This is a genomic window from Bradyrhizobium sp. 153 (assembly GCF_023073835.1).
Taxonomy (GTDB): domain Bacteria; phylum Pseudomonadota; class Alphaproteobacteria; order Rhizobiales; family Xanthobacteraceae; genus Bradyrhizobium.
The window spans coordinates 17131-35677 of the sequence record NZ_JADPKH010000119.1; the positions used below are offsets into that span (position 1 = coordinate 17131).

At 65.2% G+C, this 18547-nt stretch carries 13 protein-coding genes; 1 reads left to right on the forward strand and 12 read right to left on the reverse strand.

The window, feature by feature from the left end; genetic code table 11:
• Positions 1-163: 163 nt before the first annotated feature.
• The 3 genes from eutC to IVA91_RS27485 form a co-directional block, all read right to left on the reverse strand.
• Positions 164-949, reverse strand: a complete 786-nt coding sequence (gene eutC / locus IVA91_RS27475) for an ethanolamine ammonia-lyase subunit EutC (RefSeq protein ID WP_247278907.1) — start codon at positions 947-949, stop codon at positions 164-166.
• A gap of 6 nt (positions 950-955) precedes the next feature.
• Positions 956-2542 carry a B12-binding domain-containing radical SAM protein gene (locus IVA91_RS27480; protein WP_247278908.1) on the reverse strand — a complete coding sequence of 529 codons (1587 nt, stop codon included), beginning with the start codon at positions 2540-2542 and terminating at the stop codon, positions 956-958.
• A gap of 147 nt (positions 2543-2689) precedes the next feature.
• A complete protein-coding gene (locus tag IVA91_RS27485; protein ID WP_247278909.1) occupies positions 2690-4072 on the reverse strand; it encodes an ethanolamine ammonia-lyase subunit EutB in 1383 nt (460 codons plus the stop codon).
• 318 nt (positions 4073-4390) lie between these two features.
• Between IVA91_RS27485 and IVA91_RS27490 the strand changes: the two genes are divergently transcribed.
• Positions 4391-6130: a methyl-accepting chemotaxis protein gene (locus IVA91_RS27490; protein WP_247278910.1), complete on the forward strand. Its 1740-nt coding sequence runs from the start codon at positions 4391-4393 to the stop codon at positions 6128-6130.
• A 258-nt stretch (positions 6131-6388) separates the two neighbouring features.
• Here IVA91_RS27490 and IVA91_RS27495 read toward each other — a convergent pair whose 3' ends face one another.
• From IVA91_RS27495 to IVA91_RS27535, 9 genes are all read right to left on the reverse strand, one after another.
• Complete coding sequence (locus IVA91_RS27495; protein ID WP_247278911.1) at positions 6389-7819, reverse strand: hypothetical protein; 1431 nt, start codon at positions 7817-7819, stop codon at positions 6389-6391.
• Positions 7820-8130: 311 nt separating this feature from the next.
• Positions 8131-9348, reverse strand: a complete 1218-nt coding sequence (locus IVA91_RS27500; protein WP_247278912.1) for an acyl-CoA dehydrogenase family protein — start codon at positions 9346-9348, stop codon at positions 8131-8133.
• Positions 9349-9377: 29 nt separating this feature from the next.
• On the reverse strand, positions 9378-10589 hold the full coding sequence (locus IVA91_RS27505) for an ABC transporter substrate-binding protein (protein WP_247278913.1): 1212 nt from the start codon (positions 10587-10589) through the stop codon (positions 9378-9380).
• Between the two features lie 169 nt (positions 10590-10758).
• Positions 10759-12282, reverse strand: a complete 1524-nt coding sequence (locus IVA91_RS27510; RefSeq protein ID WP_247278914.1) for an FAD-dependent oxidoreductase — start codon at positions 12280-12282, stop codon at positions 10759-10761.
• A 27-nt stretch (positions 12283-12309) separates the two neighbouring features.
• Positions 12310-12936, reverse strand: coding sequence for a GTP cyclohydrolase I FolE (gene folE / locus IVA91_RS27515; RefSeq protein ID WP_247278915.1), 627 nt, complete (start codon positions 12934-12936; stop codon positions 12310-12312).
• Positions 12937-13073: 137 nt separating this feature from the next.
• Complete coding sequence (locus tag IVA91_RS27520) at positions 13074-13964, reverse strand: alpha/beta hydrolase (protein WP_247278916.1); 891 nt, start codon at positions 13962-13964, stop codon at positions 13074-13076.
• Positions 13965-14076: 112 nt separating this feature from the next.
• Positions 14077-14904, reverse strand: a complete 828-nt coding sequence (locus tag IVA91_RS27525; protein WP_247278917.1) for an HD domain-containing protein — start codon at positions 14902-14904, stop codon at positions 14077-14079.
• Between the two features lie 216 nt (positions 14905-15120).
• Positions 15121-15999: a transglutaminase family protein gene (locus tag IVA91_RS27530; RefSeq protein WP_247278918.1), complete on the reverse strand. Its 879-nt coding sequence runs from the start codon at positions 15997-15999 to the stop codon at positions 15121-15123.
• On the reverse strand, positions 15996-18521 hold the full coding sequence (locus IVA91_RS27535; protein WP_247448580.1) for a circularly permuted type 2 ATP-grasp protein: 2526 nt from the start codon (positions 18519-18521) through the stop codon (positions 15996-15998). Before IVA91_RS27535 ends, IVA91_RS27530 begins: the two co-directional genes overlap by 4 nt.
• Between the last annotated feature and the right edge of the window lie 26 nt (positions 18522-18547).

Here is an 18547-nt window from a genome sequence, read left to right on the forward strand (position 1 = left end):
ACGCCCCGCGAACGGCTTGAAAACGCCATACCAATGGGAGGCTTGCCCTTTGAAAATGCGCGGAAAATCGCCGCGAGGGGTTTAGCAGGTCAATCACCCTTCTCGCAAGCCGGCGAAATGTGGCCGAATCGATCAAGATGCGGCGATTTTGCCGGAATGCTAGTCATTCCAGCAAAGCCGTGCCAATTCGACGCGGCGCGCGGTCCGCGCTCTCGTCCTTCAGCGCCACGCCGGTGGTCTTCCGGGCGAGCCCCTCACGGACCAGCCAGGCGACCTTGAAAGCAGCGTCGTCATAGCTCAACCCAGCGCGGTGGATGTTCGACACGCAATTGCGCTCAGCGTCGGTGCGGCCGGGTTTGGGCGCGAAGGTCAGATAGGCGCCGAGGCTGTCGGGCGCCGACAGGCCCGGCCGCTCTCCGATCAGCATCGCGACCATGTGCGCGCCGAGAATCGCGCCGATCTCGTCGCCGAGCGCGACGCGCGCGCCCGAGGCGACAATGACATGGCCGATCGCGACACCATCGCCGGCCGCGAGCAGCGGCAGCAGGCGCCTCAGCAGCGCCACCGCATGGCCGTGGACCGCTGCCGCCGACAGGCCCTCGCCGATCACGACCGCGAGCTGGCACGGCGCCGAGGCCCTTTGCGCCAGAAGCTCGGCTGAGCCGGCATCAAGCTGCCGTCCAAGGTCCGGCCGCCGCAGATAGTCCCTGCGGTCGACCGCCCGGCTCCTCACCTCGGTCACGACCAGGCCTAGCGCGCGGAGATCGGTGACCAGACGCGGCACCTCGAAGACGGCATGCACAGCATCGCGGGCGCGGGCATGGTCGAGCGTGAAATCGAGCAGCGCGCGCGTCGGCACGCTCGCGCCGCTGCGGCCCAGCGCAACGCGTGCGGGCGTGAACGTCCGCAGATCGAGCGTGGGACGGCGCGGCGGAGGCGGATCAGACATGTCGCATCATTCGGCGGGAATGGCGGCCTCGCGCAGGCGAATGGAATAGTTCGAGGCGTTCTGCTTGCCGCTGGAGGCCGCGCGCGCAAAGGTGATGAGGTGGTGCGCGGTCAGGGTGCAGCCGATCAGGCCTTCGATGTCGCCGCGCTTGATGCGTCCGAGCGCGAATTTCCAGAACACGCGCCTGTAGTCGCCGAGCACGCCGACCTTCCAGAAGATGTTGCGCAGCATGACGAGGGCGCGTCTGATATTGGGCCAGGTCTTCATCTCGTCCGGCACCGGCATCTTGAGGCGGTGCACGTAGACGTGGTCGCATTGATACTGGTAACGGGCGTAGACCTTCTCGGGCGCGTAAGCGACCGCCATGGTGTGTTTCCAGGATGCGACGACCTCGTCATAGGGCAACAGGAAATCGACATTGGAATCGCGACGGTCGTCGTCGACCAGGCGTCCCTCACGCTCCAGCCGGTCCCACAGCGGTGTCTTCGGCAGCGCCTGGAGCAGGTTGATGGTGAGCAGCGGAATCCGGGACTCCTCGACGAAAGCGAGCAGCGCCTCCGACGTGTTCGGCTTGTCGGTGTCGAGTCCCATGATGATGCCGGACACGACCTCCATGCCGTAGGAATTGATGGTGCGCACGCCCTCCAGGATCGGGACCATCATGTTGTGATCCTTGTGCATCGCCTTCAGTGCATCGGGGTCGGGCGTCTCGATGCCGCAGAAGATGGTGATGAAATAGGCCTCGCGCATCTTCTCGAGGATCTCGGGTCGCTTGGCGATGTTGAGCGTCGCCTCGCAGGCGAGCCGCACCACGTAGCCGGTCCGCTTCTGCCATTGGATCAGATGCGGCAGCAGGTCCATCGCCGCCTTGCGATTGCCGATGAAATTGTCGTCGACGAAATAGACGGTGTCGGTCATGCCGCATTCGCGCAGACGGTCGAGCTCGGCGATGATCTGCTCCGGCGTCTTGATCCGGGGATTGCGCCCGTAGAGGCCGGGGATATCGCAGAACTCGCACTGATAGGGACAGCCGCTGGAATACTGAATGCTGCCGAGGAAGTATTTCTTGACGTCGGCCAGTTCGTAGGCCGGGATCGGAAACTCCGTCATCGGCACGCGGTCCTTGGTCGTGAGCACGACCTGCTGCGCGGGCCGCGAGGTGTCGCGCGACAGGATGTCGATCAGCCGGTTGGTCGCGTCGCCGAGTTCGCCCACATGCAGATAGTCGAACGACGGATAGTAATCCGGGCAGGCGCTGACCGAGGGACCGCCGAGCGCGACCGGCAGATCGAATTCATGGGCGCGGCGGCAGATGTCGTTCATCTGCTGGCGCTGGATGTGCATGCCGCTGACGAAGACCGCCTCGGCCCATTCGAACTCCTCCTTCGACGTGCGGCGAAGGTTCTCGTCGACGAATTTGACCTGCCACTCTTTCGGAAGATAGGCGGAAATCAGCAGCAGCCCCTGCGGCGGCATGAAGGCGCGGACGCCGTCGGTCAGAGGATAGGAATGCTCGAACGTGCCGAACGACGAGGTGTAGCGCGGAAACACACAGAGAATCCGCCGGGACGTTCCGTTACTTTCAGCTCGCATCAAAGCTCCCCCGCCACGCTCGACCGAATGGTGCGGAAATTGCCAGCCAGTCACCTAGCGTAATGCTGTCGCCGGAATTTCTCAATATTGTGGCCGGCATTCAATTCGCGAGGGGCACCAATAGTTTCCCGGGCGTTTTCCGTGATCTTACGCGATCAGCCGCGAGGCAAAATCGGGCAGCAGGCCTGCATCTCCGGCAAGGCGGAAGTCGGCGCCGGCAATGCCTGATAACACCAGCCAGTCATCGAATTCCGGCGCGCGGCGCAGGGAAAAGACGTCACGGACATAAAGCGCGTCGTGAAAAGAGGTCGACTGGTAGTTCAGCATGACGTCGTCGGCACCGGGCACGCCCATGATGAAGGTGACGCCGGCGGCGGCGAGCAGCGTCAGCAGATTGTCCATGTCGTCCTGGTCCGCCTCGGCGTGGTTGGTGTAGCAGATGTCGACCCCAAGCGGCAGGCCGAGCAGCTTGCCGCAGAAATGATCCTCTAGCCCGGCCCGGATGATTTCCTTGCCGTCATAGAGATATTCCGGTCCGATGAAGCCGACCACGCTGTTGACCAGAAGCGGCGCAAAGGCGCGGGCGACCGCATAGGCGCGCGCCTCGCAGGTCTGCTGGTCGACGCCGTGATGGGCGCCCGCCGACAACGCCGAGCCCTGGCCAGTCTCGAAATACATCACGTTCTGCCCGACGGTGCCGCGCCGCTGAGACAACCCGGCCTCGTGGGCTTCCCTCAGAAGCGCGAGGTCGACGCCAAAGCTGCGGTTGGCGGCTTCGGTGCCGGCGACCGACTGGAAGACGAGATCGACCGGCACGCCCTGCCCGATCAGCGACAGCGTCGTCGTGACATGGGTGAGCACGCAGCCCTGGGTCGGGATCTTCAGCCGCGCGATGATCTCGTCGAGCAGCCGCAGCAATTGGGCGACGACGGCCGGATCGTCACTCGCCGGGTTGATGCCGATGCAGGCATCGCCGGCCCCGAGCAGGATGCCGTCGAGGATCGAGGCGGTGATGCCCCTGGCATCGTCGAACGGATGGTTCGGCTGCAGCCGCGTGCTCATCCGCCCCTTCAGGCCGATGGTGTTGCGGAAGGCGGTGGTGACCTCACACTTCCGCGCCGCCAGGATCAGATCCTGGTTGCGCATCAGTTTCGAGACCGCGGCCGCCATTTCCGGCGTGAGGCCGGGCGCGAGCATTTTCAATGCCTCGGGCGTGGCGGCGTCCGATAGCAGCCAGTCGCGGAAAGCGCCGACCGTCAGCGAGGCCACCGGCGCAAAGGCCTTTGCGTCGTGGCTGTCGACGACGAGTCGGGTGACCTCGTCGGCCTCATAGGGGATGACGGCTTCCTGGAGGAACTGTCCGAGGGGGAGATCGGCGAGCGCCATCCGCGCCGCGATCGTCTGCTCGGCGCTGGCGGCGGCGATCCCGGCCAGCCGGTCGCCGGAGCGCGGCGGCGTCGCCTTGGCGAGAAGGTCGCGCAGGTCCGGGAACGTGTAGGTCGTCGCGTCGATGGTGTGGCGGTAGACCAAGGGCCTCTCCAGGGTCGTCGGCCAGTGGCCGAGTCCAAATTCAATCTCGAAGGCGATCCCGACGGTAGGAATACGCTTTCGGCGGCCGGCGTGCACGCCGATGTTTGGAGCGTCCCGCCGGATTCCCGGGGGCGACCTGCCCGAGATCGACTGAGCTTTCCCAACCAGCTGAAACATTTCGTGTTTCCGCCCGGCCGGCGCGCTCTTCCGGGCCTGCGGCGTTAACGCCGCATCCATCTTCGTTCTGCATAGTTTTGCATCAAATTCAAACGACCGCGCCACCGGCCGCTCCAGGCCATCACGGGCCTCTTGAACACCATGCCATCAGACCGATCTGGGAATGCCGCTGGCCTCGCCGGCCGTTTCACGCTTGCCACCAAGCTCTACGCGATTTTCGCGCTGTTTGCGCTGCTCACGGCAGCGATCGCGATGCTGTCCGACTACAACAGCCGCCGCAGCGCCGACCTGACCAGCGCGATCGAGACGGCGAACGCGGCCGCGCTGAACGTCGAGCGGGTCAACTCGCTGGTCTATGCGGTCGTGATGGAATCGCGCGGCGTCTACATGTCGACCGAGCCCGCCGTGGTGAAGAAATACGGCGAGGGCCTGCTCAAGTTCAACGCGCAGATCCTCGACGTCGTGAAGCGCTGGGAGACTATCGTCAAGGCCGACGACGCCGAGCAGTTTTCCACCTTCAAGAAGCGCATCGAACAGTTCGTCGAGTTCCGCAAGGAGCTGGTGCGCCGCGGCATTGAGATCAATGCGGCCGCGGGCCGCGAATGGGGCGACAACGACGCCAATCGCAGCGTGCGCTCGGCGCTGAACAAGGACCTCGAAGCGCTCTCCAAGGTGTATGCCGAACGCGGCAGGCAAATCGTCCAGCAGACCGAGACCAATCGCACGCTGTCTTTCGTCCTGACCTGCCTCGGCGGCATCGCGCTGGCCCTGGTCGTGATCGGTATCGTCATCATCGCCCGCTCGATCGCACGGCCTCTCTCGGCCATCACGGCGACCATCAAGCAGGTCGCCGACGGGACCGAGAACGTCGTGGTGCCCTATAGCAACCGAGCCGACGAGATCGGCGCGCTGGCACGCGCGATCGAGGTCTTCCAGGAGGCAATGGACCGCAACCGCAATCTCGCCTCGCAGGTCTCGCACGACTCCGCCGCGCGCGAGGAGCGCGCCCGCCATATCGAAAAATCCGTCGAGGCGTTTCGCGAGGCGATTGGCGCCATCATGCGCGGCCTCAGCGACAACGCCTCCACCATGCGCGAGACGGCGCAGACCATCACGCGCGTCACTGCGGATGCGAATAGTCGCGCCGGCACGGCGGCGAACGCCACCGAGCAGGCCTCGCAGAACGTCACGGCGGTGGCGAGCGCCGCCGAGGAACTGTCGGCCTCGGTGGAAGAGATCGGTCGCCAGGTGCGGCAATCCGCCGGCGCGGTCGAGCAGACCGGCCAGCGCACCGAGAAGTCGATCTCCGAGATCGAGAGCCTTGCCGCGGCCACCCAACGTATCGACGGCGTTCTCAACCTGATCCAGGCGATCGCCGAGCAGACCAACCTGCTCGCGCTCAACGCCACCATCGAGGCGGCCCGCGCCGGCGATGCCGGCCGCGGCTTTGCCGTCGTCGCCCATGAGGTGAAGGCGCTCGCGGGCCAGACCGCCAAGGCCACCGCCGAGATCGGCGAGAACGTCTCGATGATCCAGGCCTCCACGCGCAATGCGGTCGAGGCCGTCCGCGAGATCGGCGGCGCGGTGCGCGAGATCAACGAGGTCACCTCGGCGATCGCCGGCGCCATCGACCAGCAGGACGCCGCCACGCGCGAGATTTCCTCCAACGCGCAATCGGCCGCGCAGGGCAACGAGACCCTGGTCGCCAACATCACCTCGCTGCGCGACGCGATCGGCGAGACCGACACGGCGGCGGCATCCGTGCTGACGGCGGCGAGCAGCCTGACGGAGACGGCGGACACGCTGTCGCGCGAGGTGGAGAAATTCTTCCAGAACCTGCGTTCGGGCGCGGCGGACGGCCGCACCGCCAAGGCGGGGTGAGCGAACGGCAAGGCCCATCCTCGAAAAAAGTCGAAAAACAACCCCATGCACAGTAGGCGGGGGCAGCTATATCAATGACTTGACGGTCGGCGCCAACGACTGCGGATTTCACGAAGCCGTTTGACACGTCGGGCAAAACAGGGGCATGATGTCACCATCGCAATGGCGCGCCCTCCAGCGTTCTCCCTGCAGCCCCGGCTGCGCCGCAAGCCTTTATCTGCCGTTCGGTCGGTGCACATCGAACGAGAGAGCGGCTTATCATTCCAGGCTTGATCGATCGACGAAGATGCGAACGCGGCCGACGTCCTCGATTTCGCGATAGCGACTTAGCTCCAGCTTGAGTTCAGCGTCTGAATTGGCCCAGGCCAACCAATCGAACTCGAACGTGCTCAGCAGATAAGTATCCACGAGAATGACATTTGGCCGACCGTTTCGCAGGTCCGCCAGCAAATGCCGTCGTTCGAAATTGATGATGCTGTCCAATCGTGCCCGCTCCTCCGGAGTCGGTTGCGAGCTGTTCTCGCGCAGTATTGCGCCGGCCGCCAAAAGCTGCGCACACGAGCTGCCCACCCAAGTGCCGCCGATCTGACGGACGAGGGGGTGCCCCAGTCCGATGTGGTCGGTGATCGTAATCAGCCGCGGCTGCTTCACGAGGGCCTGGACACGCTCCTTCAGCGGCGGAAACCCTGGGGCCGGTGAGGACAAATACAGCCCGATGGCCACAACGGTTGCGAGGCCACCGATCACAATCGGCGCTCGCACTGCCCTCGCGCAGGCCTGTAGCAGCGGCGCCGCAATCGCAAACAGACAAAGCGCGAAAGCCGTATATGGCCAGCCCTTGCCCTGAAGAAGGAAACCCGCGGCTCCGCCGACCGCGGCGGCCAGCCAAGGGATCGCCTCGCTCTGCATTTTGAGAGTTTGGCGGCCAAGCAGGCGCAGGAAGCCGATGGAAGCGCCTATCACCGCGATTGGAATGGGGAGCAGGCGACCAAATTCCCTTCTGATCGGCAGATACGCCTCGGCGACCATCGGGGCATAGGTGGAGAGATAGGCGGGGAAGACGGCTATCACCACCGCCGCGTAGCCGATGACGACAGCAGCAGCCGTGCACGCTTCCGAGGTGAACAAGGACCTGAAAGAACGCTGGCGGAGCGCGCCCAGGATGATCGGGAGGCCTGCCACCAGAGCAAAGAATGGCTTGATACTCATGGCGAGCCCCGCCCCCGCTCCGGCGACGATCGCCACCCATCCAGAATCGAGCCCGCGCCAGCGCAGTGCGGCGACGGCGACAAACGGGATCAACGCGATCACCGCGATGTGTTCACGTTGTCCAAAGATGGCACCCGGAAGAATTGCGAGCAGAAGCGCAAACGACCAGGTTGAAATACTTCTCTCCCGGGCTCCCAGCCTTGCGGCTGCGGCCGCTCGGTCCATCAACAGAAGCGCGCCGGCGATCTCGGCAATCACCAAGACGATCACGACGAATTCGGGTGCAACACCGGTCACGCGCGCGAGCATCACCGTCGGCATGTACATGTAGACCGACAGAGGCGGGTTGGACTCAAAGAGGTCGATGCCGAGCTTCCGGCCATCCAGGATCTTTTCGTTTGCAGTCAGAAGCCAGCCCAGATCCGCGTGGAGGACGAGGGGGATTTGAATGACCAGGGCCGCCAGGAGGATCGCAGCCACGACAATCCAACGTCGTCTTGCGCTGAATTGGTCATCTAACAGACCCACGGCGTACCTTCTCCTGCAGAGCAGCCCGTGGCAGCCTAGGCGGACATCCGCATCGATCGGGCACCCGCGTGTTTAGCCCACACGCCCTAAAAGAGGGTAACAGTGAAGGCACTTCGCCCTGCCGCAGAGATCTCGCTTCCGGTGGCCATCACGGTCTTTTTCGGGCGAGAGCTATCAAGCCCTGGAGACGTGGGCCCGGTGCGCCTGCATTCGACATGGGCAGCCTGGCTATCCGACTGACCGAGAGCAGGAGCGCAATAGCCCTAGCCCGCCGTCACCCCGCCACGCCTGATCAGCTCCTTCCCCACCGCCGCAAGATGCACCTGGTCCGGCCCGTCGCCGATGCGGATGAAGCGGGCGTAGACGTAAGCACGCGCAAGGAACGTGTCCTGCGAGACGCCGGCAGCCCCGTGGATCTGGATGGCGCGATCGATGACGCGGGCGGCCATGCTGGGCACCACGATCTTGGCGGCGGCGATCAGGTCGCGCGCGGCCTTGTTGCCGTCGCGGTCCATCTTATCGGCGGCTTGCAGCGTGAGCAGCCGCGCCTGCGCAATCTCGCAGAAGGAGTGCGCGATGTCCTCGCGCACCGAGCCCTGCTCCGCCAGCGGCTTGCCGAAGGCAAGACGGGAAGTCGCTCGCCGGCACATCAGTTCCAGCGCGCGCTGAGCACAGCCGATCAGCCGCATGCAATGGTGGATGCGGCCGGGCCCGAGCCGCCCCTGCGCGATCTCGAAACCGCGGCCCTCGCCGAGCAGGATGTTCTCAGCGGGCACACGGACGTTGTCGTAGACGATCTCGGGATGGCCGACCGGCGCGTCGTCATAGCCGTAGGTCAGCATATCGCGGACGATGCGCACGCCAGGCGTCGCCTTGGGCACCAGGATCATGGATTGCTGGCGGTGGCGGTCGGGATGATCGGGCGCGGTCTTGCCCATCACGATCAGGATCTCGCAATCCTCGTTCATGGCGCCTGACGTGAACCATTTGCGGCCATTGATGACGTAATCGTCGCCGTCGCGGCGGATCTCGCACTGGATATTGGTGGCATCGCTGGAGGCGACCTGCGGCTCCGTCATCGAGAAGCCGGAGCGGATGCGCCCTTCCAGCAGCGGCTTCAGCCAGCGCTCCTGCTGCGCGGGCGTGCCGTAGTTCGCCAGCACCTCCATGTTGCCGACATCAGGGGCCGAGCAGTTGAAGACCTCGGGCGCCCAGAGGATGCGGCCCATGATCTCCTTCACGGGCGCGTAGTCGAGGTTGCTGAGGCCCGGTCCGTGCTCGCCGGAGAGAAACAGGTTCCAGAGCCCGTGCTCCCGCGCCAGCTTCTTCAGGTCCTGAAGCACCTGCGGCGTCTTGTAGCGCGCGGCCTCCGGCTTGACCTGCTCGTAATAGAGCTCCTCGACGGGCTCGACATGCGTCCGCATGAATTGGCGGACGCGGTCCTGGAGCTCGAGCGAACGGGCGGAGTGTTGAAAATCCATCGTATCCTCCCGTTCGCTCGGCCGGCGCGTCAGGTACCGCGCAGCAGCTCGCTCGCCACGACCCAGTCGTTGCCGTCGAACTGGAGCATGTAGCCGTCTTTGATCGGGCGGAAATCCTGCGGGGTGGTGTTGAGGGTGATGCCGGGCATCAGCAGCGACAGCGGCACGTTCTTCAGGTTCGACGCCTGCGCCATGATGTTCTCGCGCGTCAGATTGTCCTTGCACTGCTTGAGCAGGACCACCAGCGCCTCGGCCACGGTGTAGCCGTAGAGGCCGGCGACGTTGTTGATGTCTGCATTGGGCAGGCGCTTCTTCATGAAATCGATATAGGCCGTCATCGCCGGATCGTTCTTGGGCTCGGCGACGAACGGCTTGAGCGCGCCGAGCGACAGCACGCCCTTGCCGGCATCGAGGCCGGCCGGCACCATCACGGTCGCCTTGTTGGCGCAGCCGGAGGCGAGGAAGCGCGTCGGCTGCCAGCCGACCTCATGCGCCTTGCGGATCGCCTGCGCGCAGGCGCGCGGCGTCACCGAATAGATCATGAAGACGTCGGCCTTGGTATTGGCGAGCGTCAGCACCTGGGAATCGACTGTGGGGTCGGCAACCTCGAAGCTCGAGGCCATCGCGATCGCCTTGTCGGCGTCGGCACCGAGCGCTTCCTTGACGCCGCGCAGATATTCCTTCCCAGCGTCGTCGTTCTGATAGAGCACCGCAAAGCGCGCATTCGGATTCTTGGCACGGGCATAGGCGACGTCGATCGCCGCTTCGCTGGTGTAGTTCGGCGCCCATGGCAGCGCCATTGACCAGGGCATGTTGGCGGGATCGTTCCATTTCGAGGCCGAACTGATCAGGAACAGCTGCGGCACCTTGTTGCTGTTCAGGTACTTTGCGATCGCCGAGCTCGGCGCGGTGCCCATGGTGGCGAAGATGAAGGCGACGCCATCGCCTTCGACCAGCCGCCGCGCCGCTTCCATGGTCTTGGGCGGGGAGAAGGCGTCGTCCAGGGAAATCAGATTGAGCTTGCGGCCATTGACCCCGCCCTTCTCGTTGACCTCATCGAAATAGGCCGCGATCACCCTGCCGGTGATGCTGAGCGGCGAGGCCGGGCCGCTATAGGGCATGGTATTGCCGATCTTGATCTCGGTGTCGGTGACGCCCGGACCGTAGGATTTTTGCGCGGCGACGGGCGTGAACAGACAGGCGGAAGCCAGCGCTGCGGCCAGGACCAAGGCGGATTTCATGGTTTCTCCCCGGTGATCATCTCCGCGCGAAGCGAACGCGCTGCGTGCTGTTTTTTGTCAGCACATCAGATCAGCGGAGTTGCGCCAGACGGTCTTGCGTCGAGTTGCTGATGGAGCGCCTCCAGCGCCTGTAACGTGAGGAGTTGAGGGTCAAACCCGATGCTTGGCTTCAGGTGCGCGACCGCTCCATCCCGAGCTCGGCCTTGAGATTGTCGAGATCACGGTAAATCGAAGCAACCGCGAGCACGCGGGCGCCCTTGCGGTACTTCAGCAGGCAGTCCTTGCCCGGGATGCTGCCGTCGATCACTATATCGTCAAAGCTCTCGGCGTGGCCGACATAGTTGATCGGCACATCGTAATGCTGGGACCAGAAGAACGGCACCGCGTCGAAGCGCTCGCGCTTGCCGAGCATGTTGCGCGCTGCGGTCTGGCCCTGGCGCTCGGCAACGACCCAATGCTCGACGCGGATGTTCTGGCCTGAGTGCGGATCGGGCCAGCGCGCGATGTCGCCGACGGCGAAGATGCCGGATGCGCTGGTCTCCAGATATTCGTTCACGCTCACGCCGCGATCGGCGGCAAGACCCGCCTGCTCGGCGAGCGCGAGACGCGGCTTGACGCCGATGCCGACCACGACGAGATCGGCCTCGATGACGCCGCCGCTCTTCAGCGTGGCGCGTGCGCCCTCGAGCTTCTCCACGGTGTCCTCGAGGTGGAAGATCACACCGTTTTCTTCGTGCAGTGCGCGAACGAAGTCGCCCATCTCCGAGCCGAGCACGCGCTGCATCGGCCGTTGCTCGGGCGCGACCACATGCACCTCGATCTTCCGCGCCCGCAAGGAAGCTGCGACTTCGAGGCCGATAAAACTGGCGCCGATCACCAGGGCGCGCTTGGCGGTCCCTGCGGCCGTGATGATGGCGCGGCTATCGGCAACCGAGCGCAAGGTGTGGACGCGCGGCTGGTCCGCGCCCGGGATCTGCAACTTGACCGGCTCGGCCCCGGTCGCCAGCAGCAGCTTGTCGAACGGCAGTCTGTCGCCATTGCCCAGCGTGACGTTGCGCGCCTGCGGATCAATGGCGGAGACGTTCGTGTTGAGCCTGAGATCGATGCCCGCGTCGTGATAATAATCCTCGGCCCGCAGCGGCAGCCAATCCTCTGGCGCGTTGCCGGCGAGGTAATCCTTTGAGAGGTTGGGCCGGTCGACCGGCATCGCGCCGTCATTGCTGAGCATGGTGATGGCACCGGCAAAGCCCTCGCGCCGGAGCGTGTCGGCCGCGGCGAAGCCAGCCGCGCCGCCGCCGATGATCACGAATTTCTCCGGCGTCGACGCGCTGCGATGCGCTGCCGACGGCTTCGGTGCGTCGCGCTTGCGCTGGACGACGATGTTGTCCCGATCGCGCGTGACCTCCCACACCGCCAGCGCGTTCAGCGCCGGCGGGCGGGTGGCTTCGCCTGTGCGCAGGGAGAAGCAGGCGTGATGCCAGGGACAGCGGATGGTGTCGCCGACCACCAGACCATCGGCGAGCGGGCCGTGGTAGTGGCTGCAGGCCGGCTCGATCGCAAAAATCTCGCTGCCGGCCTGCACCAGCAGGACGTCTTCCTCGCCGACGTGGCCGAGCAATTTGCCGTCCTCGAACGCGGTCAGTGATACGCCCCTGGCCAGATCGGGTCCGCTCGGCTTATTGTCCTCGGTCATGGCGTCATCTCCTTGAGCAAGCGCGGATCAATCGTCCGAATTGGCCAGCCCCAACAGCTCCTGACGTGTCAGCGCATTGTCGCGGAACACGCCCAGCATGCGGCTGGTGACGAGATCGGTCCCGGGCTTGTGCGCACCGCGCGTGGTCATGCAGTGATGCGTCGCCTTGATGATGACGCCGACGCCTTCGGGCTTCAGCACGTCGTTGATGGTATTGGCGATCTGCGCGGTCATCTTCTCCTGGATCTGGAGGCGTTTCGCATAGATGTCCACCACGCGCGCCAGCTTTGAGATGCCGACCACGCGCCCTTGCGGAATATAGGCAACCCAGGCGCGGCCGACGATCGGCGCCATGTGGTGCTCGCAATGGCTTTCGAAGCGGACGCCGCGCAGGACGATCATCTCGTCATAGCCCTCGATTTCCTCGAAGGTCTTTTGCAGGATTTCGGTTGGATCCAGCGCATAGCCGGAAAAATATTCTTCGAAGGCACGCGCAACCCGATCCGGTGTATCGCGCAGGCCGTCGCGCGCGGGATCATCGCCCGCCCAGCGGATCATGGTCCGGACCGCTTGCTCGACCTCCGCCCGATCAGGCCGTTCGGTTGGCCTCTGCGCAACCGCGACACGTTCCAGCTTGCGCACTTGTGACTTCATCTAGATCCTCCCCTTGCGACGAGCCGCAACACAGAGGCGGCCCCACAGCTTGGACGGCTGCAATCGGAAAAGGTTCCCAGAATCAGGAAAAATCGGAAGCATGACAGACAAGCCAGCCGCGAGACTAGAAACGGGCTCTATGCGGCCGCTTTCCGGACGTCGAGCACGGCCCTCGCCCATTCGACCGGCCGCTCCTGCGGCAAATTATGACCCGCATTCGTGAAGACGCGCCGCTCGAACAACCCCTCGAACTTGCGCGCGTGATGGGCGGTGCCAGGATTGACGCCGTCGCTGTCGCCGTCGATTGCGATGGTCGGGACGCGGATCGGCGGCTGCGCGGCGAGCTTGGCCTCGATCGCGGCATAGGCGGGGTCGCCGTCAACAAGCGCATAGCGGTGGCGGTAGGAATGGATCACGACATCGACAAAATCAGGATTGTCGAAGGATAGCGCGCTTTTCTCGAACGTCGCCTCGTCGAACGTCCATTTCGGCGACCACATCGACCAGAGCTGACGCGCAAAGCCGCGCCGGTTGCGCTCCAGCGCGCGGCGGCCGCGCTCGTTGTGGAAGAGATATTGATACCAGAGCGCGGCCTCTTCGGCCGGCGAGGCCGGCTCCATCGCGCGGGCGATGTTCTGGATGTTGTAGGAATTGCCGGAGACGAGGGCGATCACGCGCTCCGGATAGAGCGCCGAAACCACGCAGGCGGCGCGTCCGCCCCAGTCATAGCCGCCGACGACCGCGCGCTTGATGCCGAGGGCGTCCATGAAGGCCAGGAGATCCACGCCAAGCGCCGCCTGTTCGCCGGAGCGCAGCGTCCCGGCAGCACGAAACCGCGTCGGCCCGTAGCCGCGCAGCCAGGGCACCAGCACCCGCGCGCCGGCCCGTGCAATGATCGGTGCGGCCTCGGCGTAGGCGTTCACATCGTAGGGAAAGCCGTGGCCCATGATGCAGGGCCAGCCGTCGATCGGGCCATAGTCGAGATAGGCGATCTCGAGGATGTCGGTGGCGATCGTTTTGTGTTGCATGATTTTTTCGCCAAGCTGTTCGCTATCATAGTCCGGACCAGCGAAGCGACATCCGGGATGAGGCATGCTGAACCCGGATATCGCTGCGCTCATCCGAGCTTCGAGCTCGATCTCATTTCTGCGGACCGGACAGCGAGATGTCGCGTTCGGCGCGGAACACGTTGCTGTAAAGATTGGCGATCCACTGCCGGCCGATCTCGGTCTTGTTGAGATAGCCGATCTCGGTCTGGATGTGCGGCGCGACGCTGTTCCAGTAGAACTGTGGGTAGCGGTTGACGATGTCGGCGGGCGAGTCGTAGCCGAGCTGGCGGTTGATGCCGACCTCCTCGAACTCGTAATAGAGCGCGTTGGCCTTGCGCAGATAGTTGGGATCGCCGAGCTGGCCGATGAAATCGGCGGCGCGCAGGATCGAGGCGTCCTTGTCATAGTCCTGGCCCTCGCGGGCAGGAAACCGCGTGCCCTCGATGGCGCGCGCGACACGCTCAGAGTCGAGGCCGCGGATCGGCGGCAGCCGCCGCCGCACAAAGAGTTTGGAGCGATCAACGTGATACATCATCAGACTGGCATCCGACGCGCCCCGCGGCAGCGACACCTTGGTTCCCGCCTCGTCGATGATGAAACCGTCTTCGTCATCCTCAGGAAACAGGCCGCGAACATAGCCGATATCGTGCGCAAGGCAGGCGATCAGGATATGGAGGTAGTCCTCCGCGGCAAGATGCGCATGGAGATTACGTCCCATGAGGATCGCCTGGGCGGCCAGAGTCACCAGCATCGTATGCTCGATGTTGTGATACAGCGCGTCGCTGTTGCCGATGCATTCCATCGCGGTGCGCGTCGAGCCTTCCAGCATCCTGGCAGAGGTCTCGTCGTACCGGCGACGCATGAACGAGCCCAGCATCTTCTCGAGGGTCTCGGCCGCCAGTCTCGGTAACGTCATCATGGATGCAGCCCCGTCTGTCGCTGGTGTTCCATACCAACTCCCGACGCCTCATTCTTGTCCTCGACGCACGAGCGAGCATAGCCCATCTTGGGCCGACTGACCAAATCCCGGCACGAAAACACGAAAATATGTTGCCGTTGCGCTGCGTCATATCTCAGTTGCAGTTGCGGCGCGATACATCTTAGGGTCGCTTCCGTCCAAACCGCAAGATTGCGGTCATTCCACCAGCAGCACATCCACGGCGACGCCGAGTTTCTGCTTCGGCGAGCCGACGATGATGCCGTCGACCGGCGACACGTCGGAAAAATCGCGCCCGACCGCGAGCACGATATGGTCATTTGCGACCAGGAGATCGTTGGTGGGATCGAAATCGACCCAGCCGAGCTCCGGCCCGCACCACAGCGACACCCAAGCGTGGGTGGCGTCGGCACCTTGCAGACGCGGCTGGCCCGCCAGCGGAACGGTACGCAGATAACCGCTGACATAGGCTGCAGGCAGGCCGAGCCCGCGCAACCCTGCGATCATCACATGAGCAAAATCCTGGCAGACGCCGTGACGCTTGTCGAAGACCTCGCCGAGCGGCGTCGAGATCACCGTCGCCTTTGGGTCGTAGCGAAAATCGCTGCGGATGCGGTGCATGAGATTGGCTGCACCTTTGAGGATGCCGGCGCCGGGCGCAAAGCTCATCGCCGCGTAGGCGCTGAGCGGATGCAACACCGGCACCAGCGGGCTCGCAAAGACATAGCCGACTGGCGAGGACGGCCCGAGGCTCGTCGCCTCGAAGGCAATGTCGCGAATGCTTTCCCAGGCCGGGCTTTCCGCATCACGCGCTGGCGGCTGTCGCGAGACGGACACACGTGATCGAGAATCGATCCGCAAGTTGCGGTGCGCAGCTTCGATCACCACGCTCTCGGTGAGCGTGCCAAAGAAATCGCGGCGGAGATTGCGCTCGGCCGGACGCGGACGGATCTCGACGTGGTGTGAGATCAGTTCCTGGCCATTGCCGCTGTTCGGCTCCAGCCGCAGCGTGCAGCGGGCGAAGCTGACCGGACTCTCATATTCGTAAGTCGTGACGTGACGGATGTCGTAGATCACGCCAGCCCCGTCAACTTTTCCGGCCGGCTGGCATTGGGGCCGTGCGGGAAATAGTGCTGCCCGATCGCCTCCGCGAGGCTGAGCAGATCCTGCTCCAGCGCGAACAGCGTCTTGACCTCGAGCTTCTCGGCCTCCGCGGTCGCGAGCATCGCCTGCATCGCCACTGCAAGCCGCTGCGGCTTCTCGATCAGGCCGTGCTCCTTCAGGCTCGGCAGCGCGGCGATGTGCTCGTTGAGCGTCGTCACCTGGAACGCCACCGAACGCGGATTGTAGGGATCGAGCACGGCGAGGTCGCGTACCGGCGCCAGGACCGGCGCCAGCAGATAGCGCGAGCGGTAGGTGATCTGGCAATCCACCAGCGTCAGCAGGATGTCGAGATCCTCGTCGCCGGCCTCGTCATAGGCGAATTGACGCGTGAAGCGCGTGGTGTTGACGGCGCGCTCGACGCGGCGGCCGATGTCGAGAAAGCGCCAGCCGGCGGCGCGGTTCATGTTCTCCTGCGCGAGGCCTGCAAAGCTCGCGAGCTCCTGCAAAGTGAGCTCGGCCGCGCTCAAGACGCTGTCGTCGTCCTCGACCTCGTGGGCGAGGCGCTCGGCCATCTCGGTGATGACCTGCCAGGCATCAGGCGAGAGGCGCTCGCGCAACGAGGTCGCCGTGCGCTGCGCCGCGCGGACCAGCGACAGCGACGAGCCGAAACGCTCCGGGCTCTGCAGCGCTTCGGCGACGATAGGTCCAGGCGCCGCGCGCGAGGTTTGCGAGACCGCGCCCCATGCGACCAGCAGGCGCTGGATCCGTTCAATCGACTGCATCGTAGCCGAGCTGCCCTTGTTGGGCCCGCTCGGCGATCCCAACGCGCGCACCAGGCGCAGCGTCGCCTCGGCGCGTTCCAGATAGCGGCCGAGCCAGAACAGATTGTCGGCGGCGCGGCTCGGCAGCACGCCGGCGATGCGGCGGATGCGCACCTTGTCGGTCGCCGGCAGCAGCGTCGCGGTCGAGACCTGCTTGTCCGAGACGACCCAGACGTCGGCGGCGCGGGCACCGTCGCCCATCGATACCGCGCGCGCGTCGGCCTGCTCGGCGATCCGGCAGAAGCCGCCGGGCATGATGGCCCAGCCATCGGGCGTGGCGGCTGCGAACACGCGCAGCACGAACGGCCGCGGCGTGAGCTGGCCCTGCTCCCACACCGGCATGGTCGAGAGCCGCACCACCTCCTGACCGACATAGTCCATGCCGCGCGCGGTGATCGCATCGACCAGGCGCTGGCGCTCGCTCGCATCCAACTCGCTCGCGAGCACCGGTCCCGTGCTGTCGAAGCCGGGAACGCCGCGTCGGTAGGCACCCTCGATCGCGACCTCGTCGAGCCGCGCCAGCACCTCGTCGCGCGCCGCGCGCTGGCCGCACCACCAGGTCGCGATGTGCGGCATCTTCAGCTCCTCGCCGAGCAGGCGGCGGCTCAGCGCCGGCAGGAAGCCGAGCAGCGCCCGTGCTTCCGGCACGCCCGAGCCCGGCATGTTGGCGATGACGACGCCGTCCTTGCGCAGCACGTCGATCAGCCCCGGCACGCCGAGATGCGAGGACGCGTCGAGCTCGAGCGGGTCGAGCGAGTTGGAATCGACGCGGCGCAAGAGCACGTCGAGCCGCTTCAGGCCGGCGACGGTGCGGATGTGAACGCGGTTGTCGCTGACCGCGAGATCGTCGCCCTCAACCAGGAGGAAGCCGAGATAGCGCGCCAGCGTCGCATGCTCGAAATAGGTCTCGCTGAAGCTGCCCGGCGTGAGCACGCCGATCCGCGGCTCGTCGCGGTCGGCACGCGCGCGCAGGCTATCGCGGAACGCCTCGAAGAACGGCGCGACGCGCGGCACATTCATCGACTTGTAGAGATCGGAGAAGGCGCGCGAGAGCACCAGGCGGTTCTCCAGCGCATAGCCGGCCCCCGACGGCGCCTGCGTGCGGTCGCCAAGCACCCACCAGCGGCCGTCAGGACCGCGGCCGACATCGGCGGCATAGATCGAGAGGTAGCGCCCGCCGGGCGGCGGCACGCCGCAGACGGGGCGGAGATATTCGGGACTGCCGGCGATCGCAGCCGCGGGCAGTGCGCCCTCGGCGATGAGGCGCCCCTCGCCATAGATGTCGCGCAGCACGAGCTCGAGCAATTCGGCGCGCTGGGTGATGCCAGCGGAGAGCTGCTTCCAGTCGGCCTCGTCGATCAGGAGCGGCAGATGGCTGATCGACCACGGCCGGTCGGCACTGTCGCCTGGGGCGCGGTAGGTGACGCCGGCCTCGCGGAGATGGCGGTCGGCCATGCCAAAGCGACGCTCGACCTCGTCGGGCGCGAGCGCGCCGAAGGCATCGAAGAAGCGGCTCCAGACCGCCCGCGGGGCGCCGTCGGGTCCCAGGAACTCGTCGGGGATGCCAGGCAGGCGGCTATAATCGCGGACCCATTGCGCAAGGCGGCGCTGGCCTTCACGCAGTCCTTGCGCCCTGCCCGCCTGGTCGTCCTGCTCGGCTGCGCCCTCGGCCATGCGCCTCTCCCTGCCCCACCATCATA

Excerpts from the sequence above, each read along its gene's own strand:
- eutC (WP_247278907.1), bottom strand. The coding sequence starts at position 949 with ATGTCTGATCCGCCTCCGCCGCGCCGTCCCACGCTCGATCTGCGGACG.
- IVA91_RS27480 (WP_247278908.1), bottom strand. The coding sequence starts at position 2,542 with ATGCGAGCTGAAAGTAACGGAACGTCCCGGCGGATTCTCTGTGTGTTT.
- IVA91_RS27490 (WP_247278910.1), top strand. The coding sequence starts at position 4,391 with ATGCCATCAGACCGATCTGGGAATGCCGCTGGCCTCGCCGGCCGTTTC.
- IVA91_RS27500 (WP_247278912.1), bottom strand. The coding sequence starts at position 9,348 with ATGGATTTTCAACACTCCGCCCGTTCGCTCGAGCTCCAGGACCGCGTC.
- IVA91_RS27505 (WP_247278913.1), bottom strand. The coding sequence starts at position 10,589 with ATGAAATCCGCCTTGGTCCTGGCCGCAGCGCTGGCTTCCGCCTGTCTG.
- IVA91_RS27510 (WP_247278914.1), bottom strand. The coding sequence starts at position 12,282 with ATGACCGAGGACAATAAGCCGAGCGGACCCGATCTGGCCAGGGGCGTA.
- folE (WP_247278915.1), bottom strand. The coding sequence starts at position 12,936 with ATGAAGTCACAAGTGCGCAAGCTGGAACGTGTCGCGGTTGCGCAGAGG.
- IVA91_RS27520 (WP_247278916.1), bottom strand. The coding sequence starts at position 13,964 with ATGCAACACAAAACGATCGCCACCGACATCCTCGAGATCGCCTATCTC.
- IVA91_RS27525 (WP_247278917.1), bottom strand. The coding sequence starts at position 14,904 with ATGATGACGTTACCGAGACTGGCGGCCGAGACCCTCGAGAAGATGCTG.
- IVA91_RS27535 (WP_247448580.1), bottom strand. The coding sequence starts at position 18,521 with ATGGCCGAGGGCGCAGCCGAGCAGGACGACCAGGCGGGCAGGGCGCAA.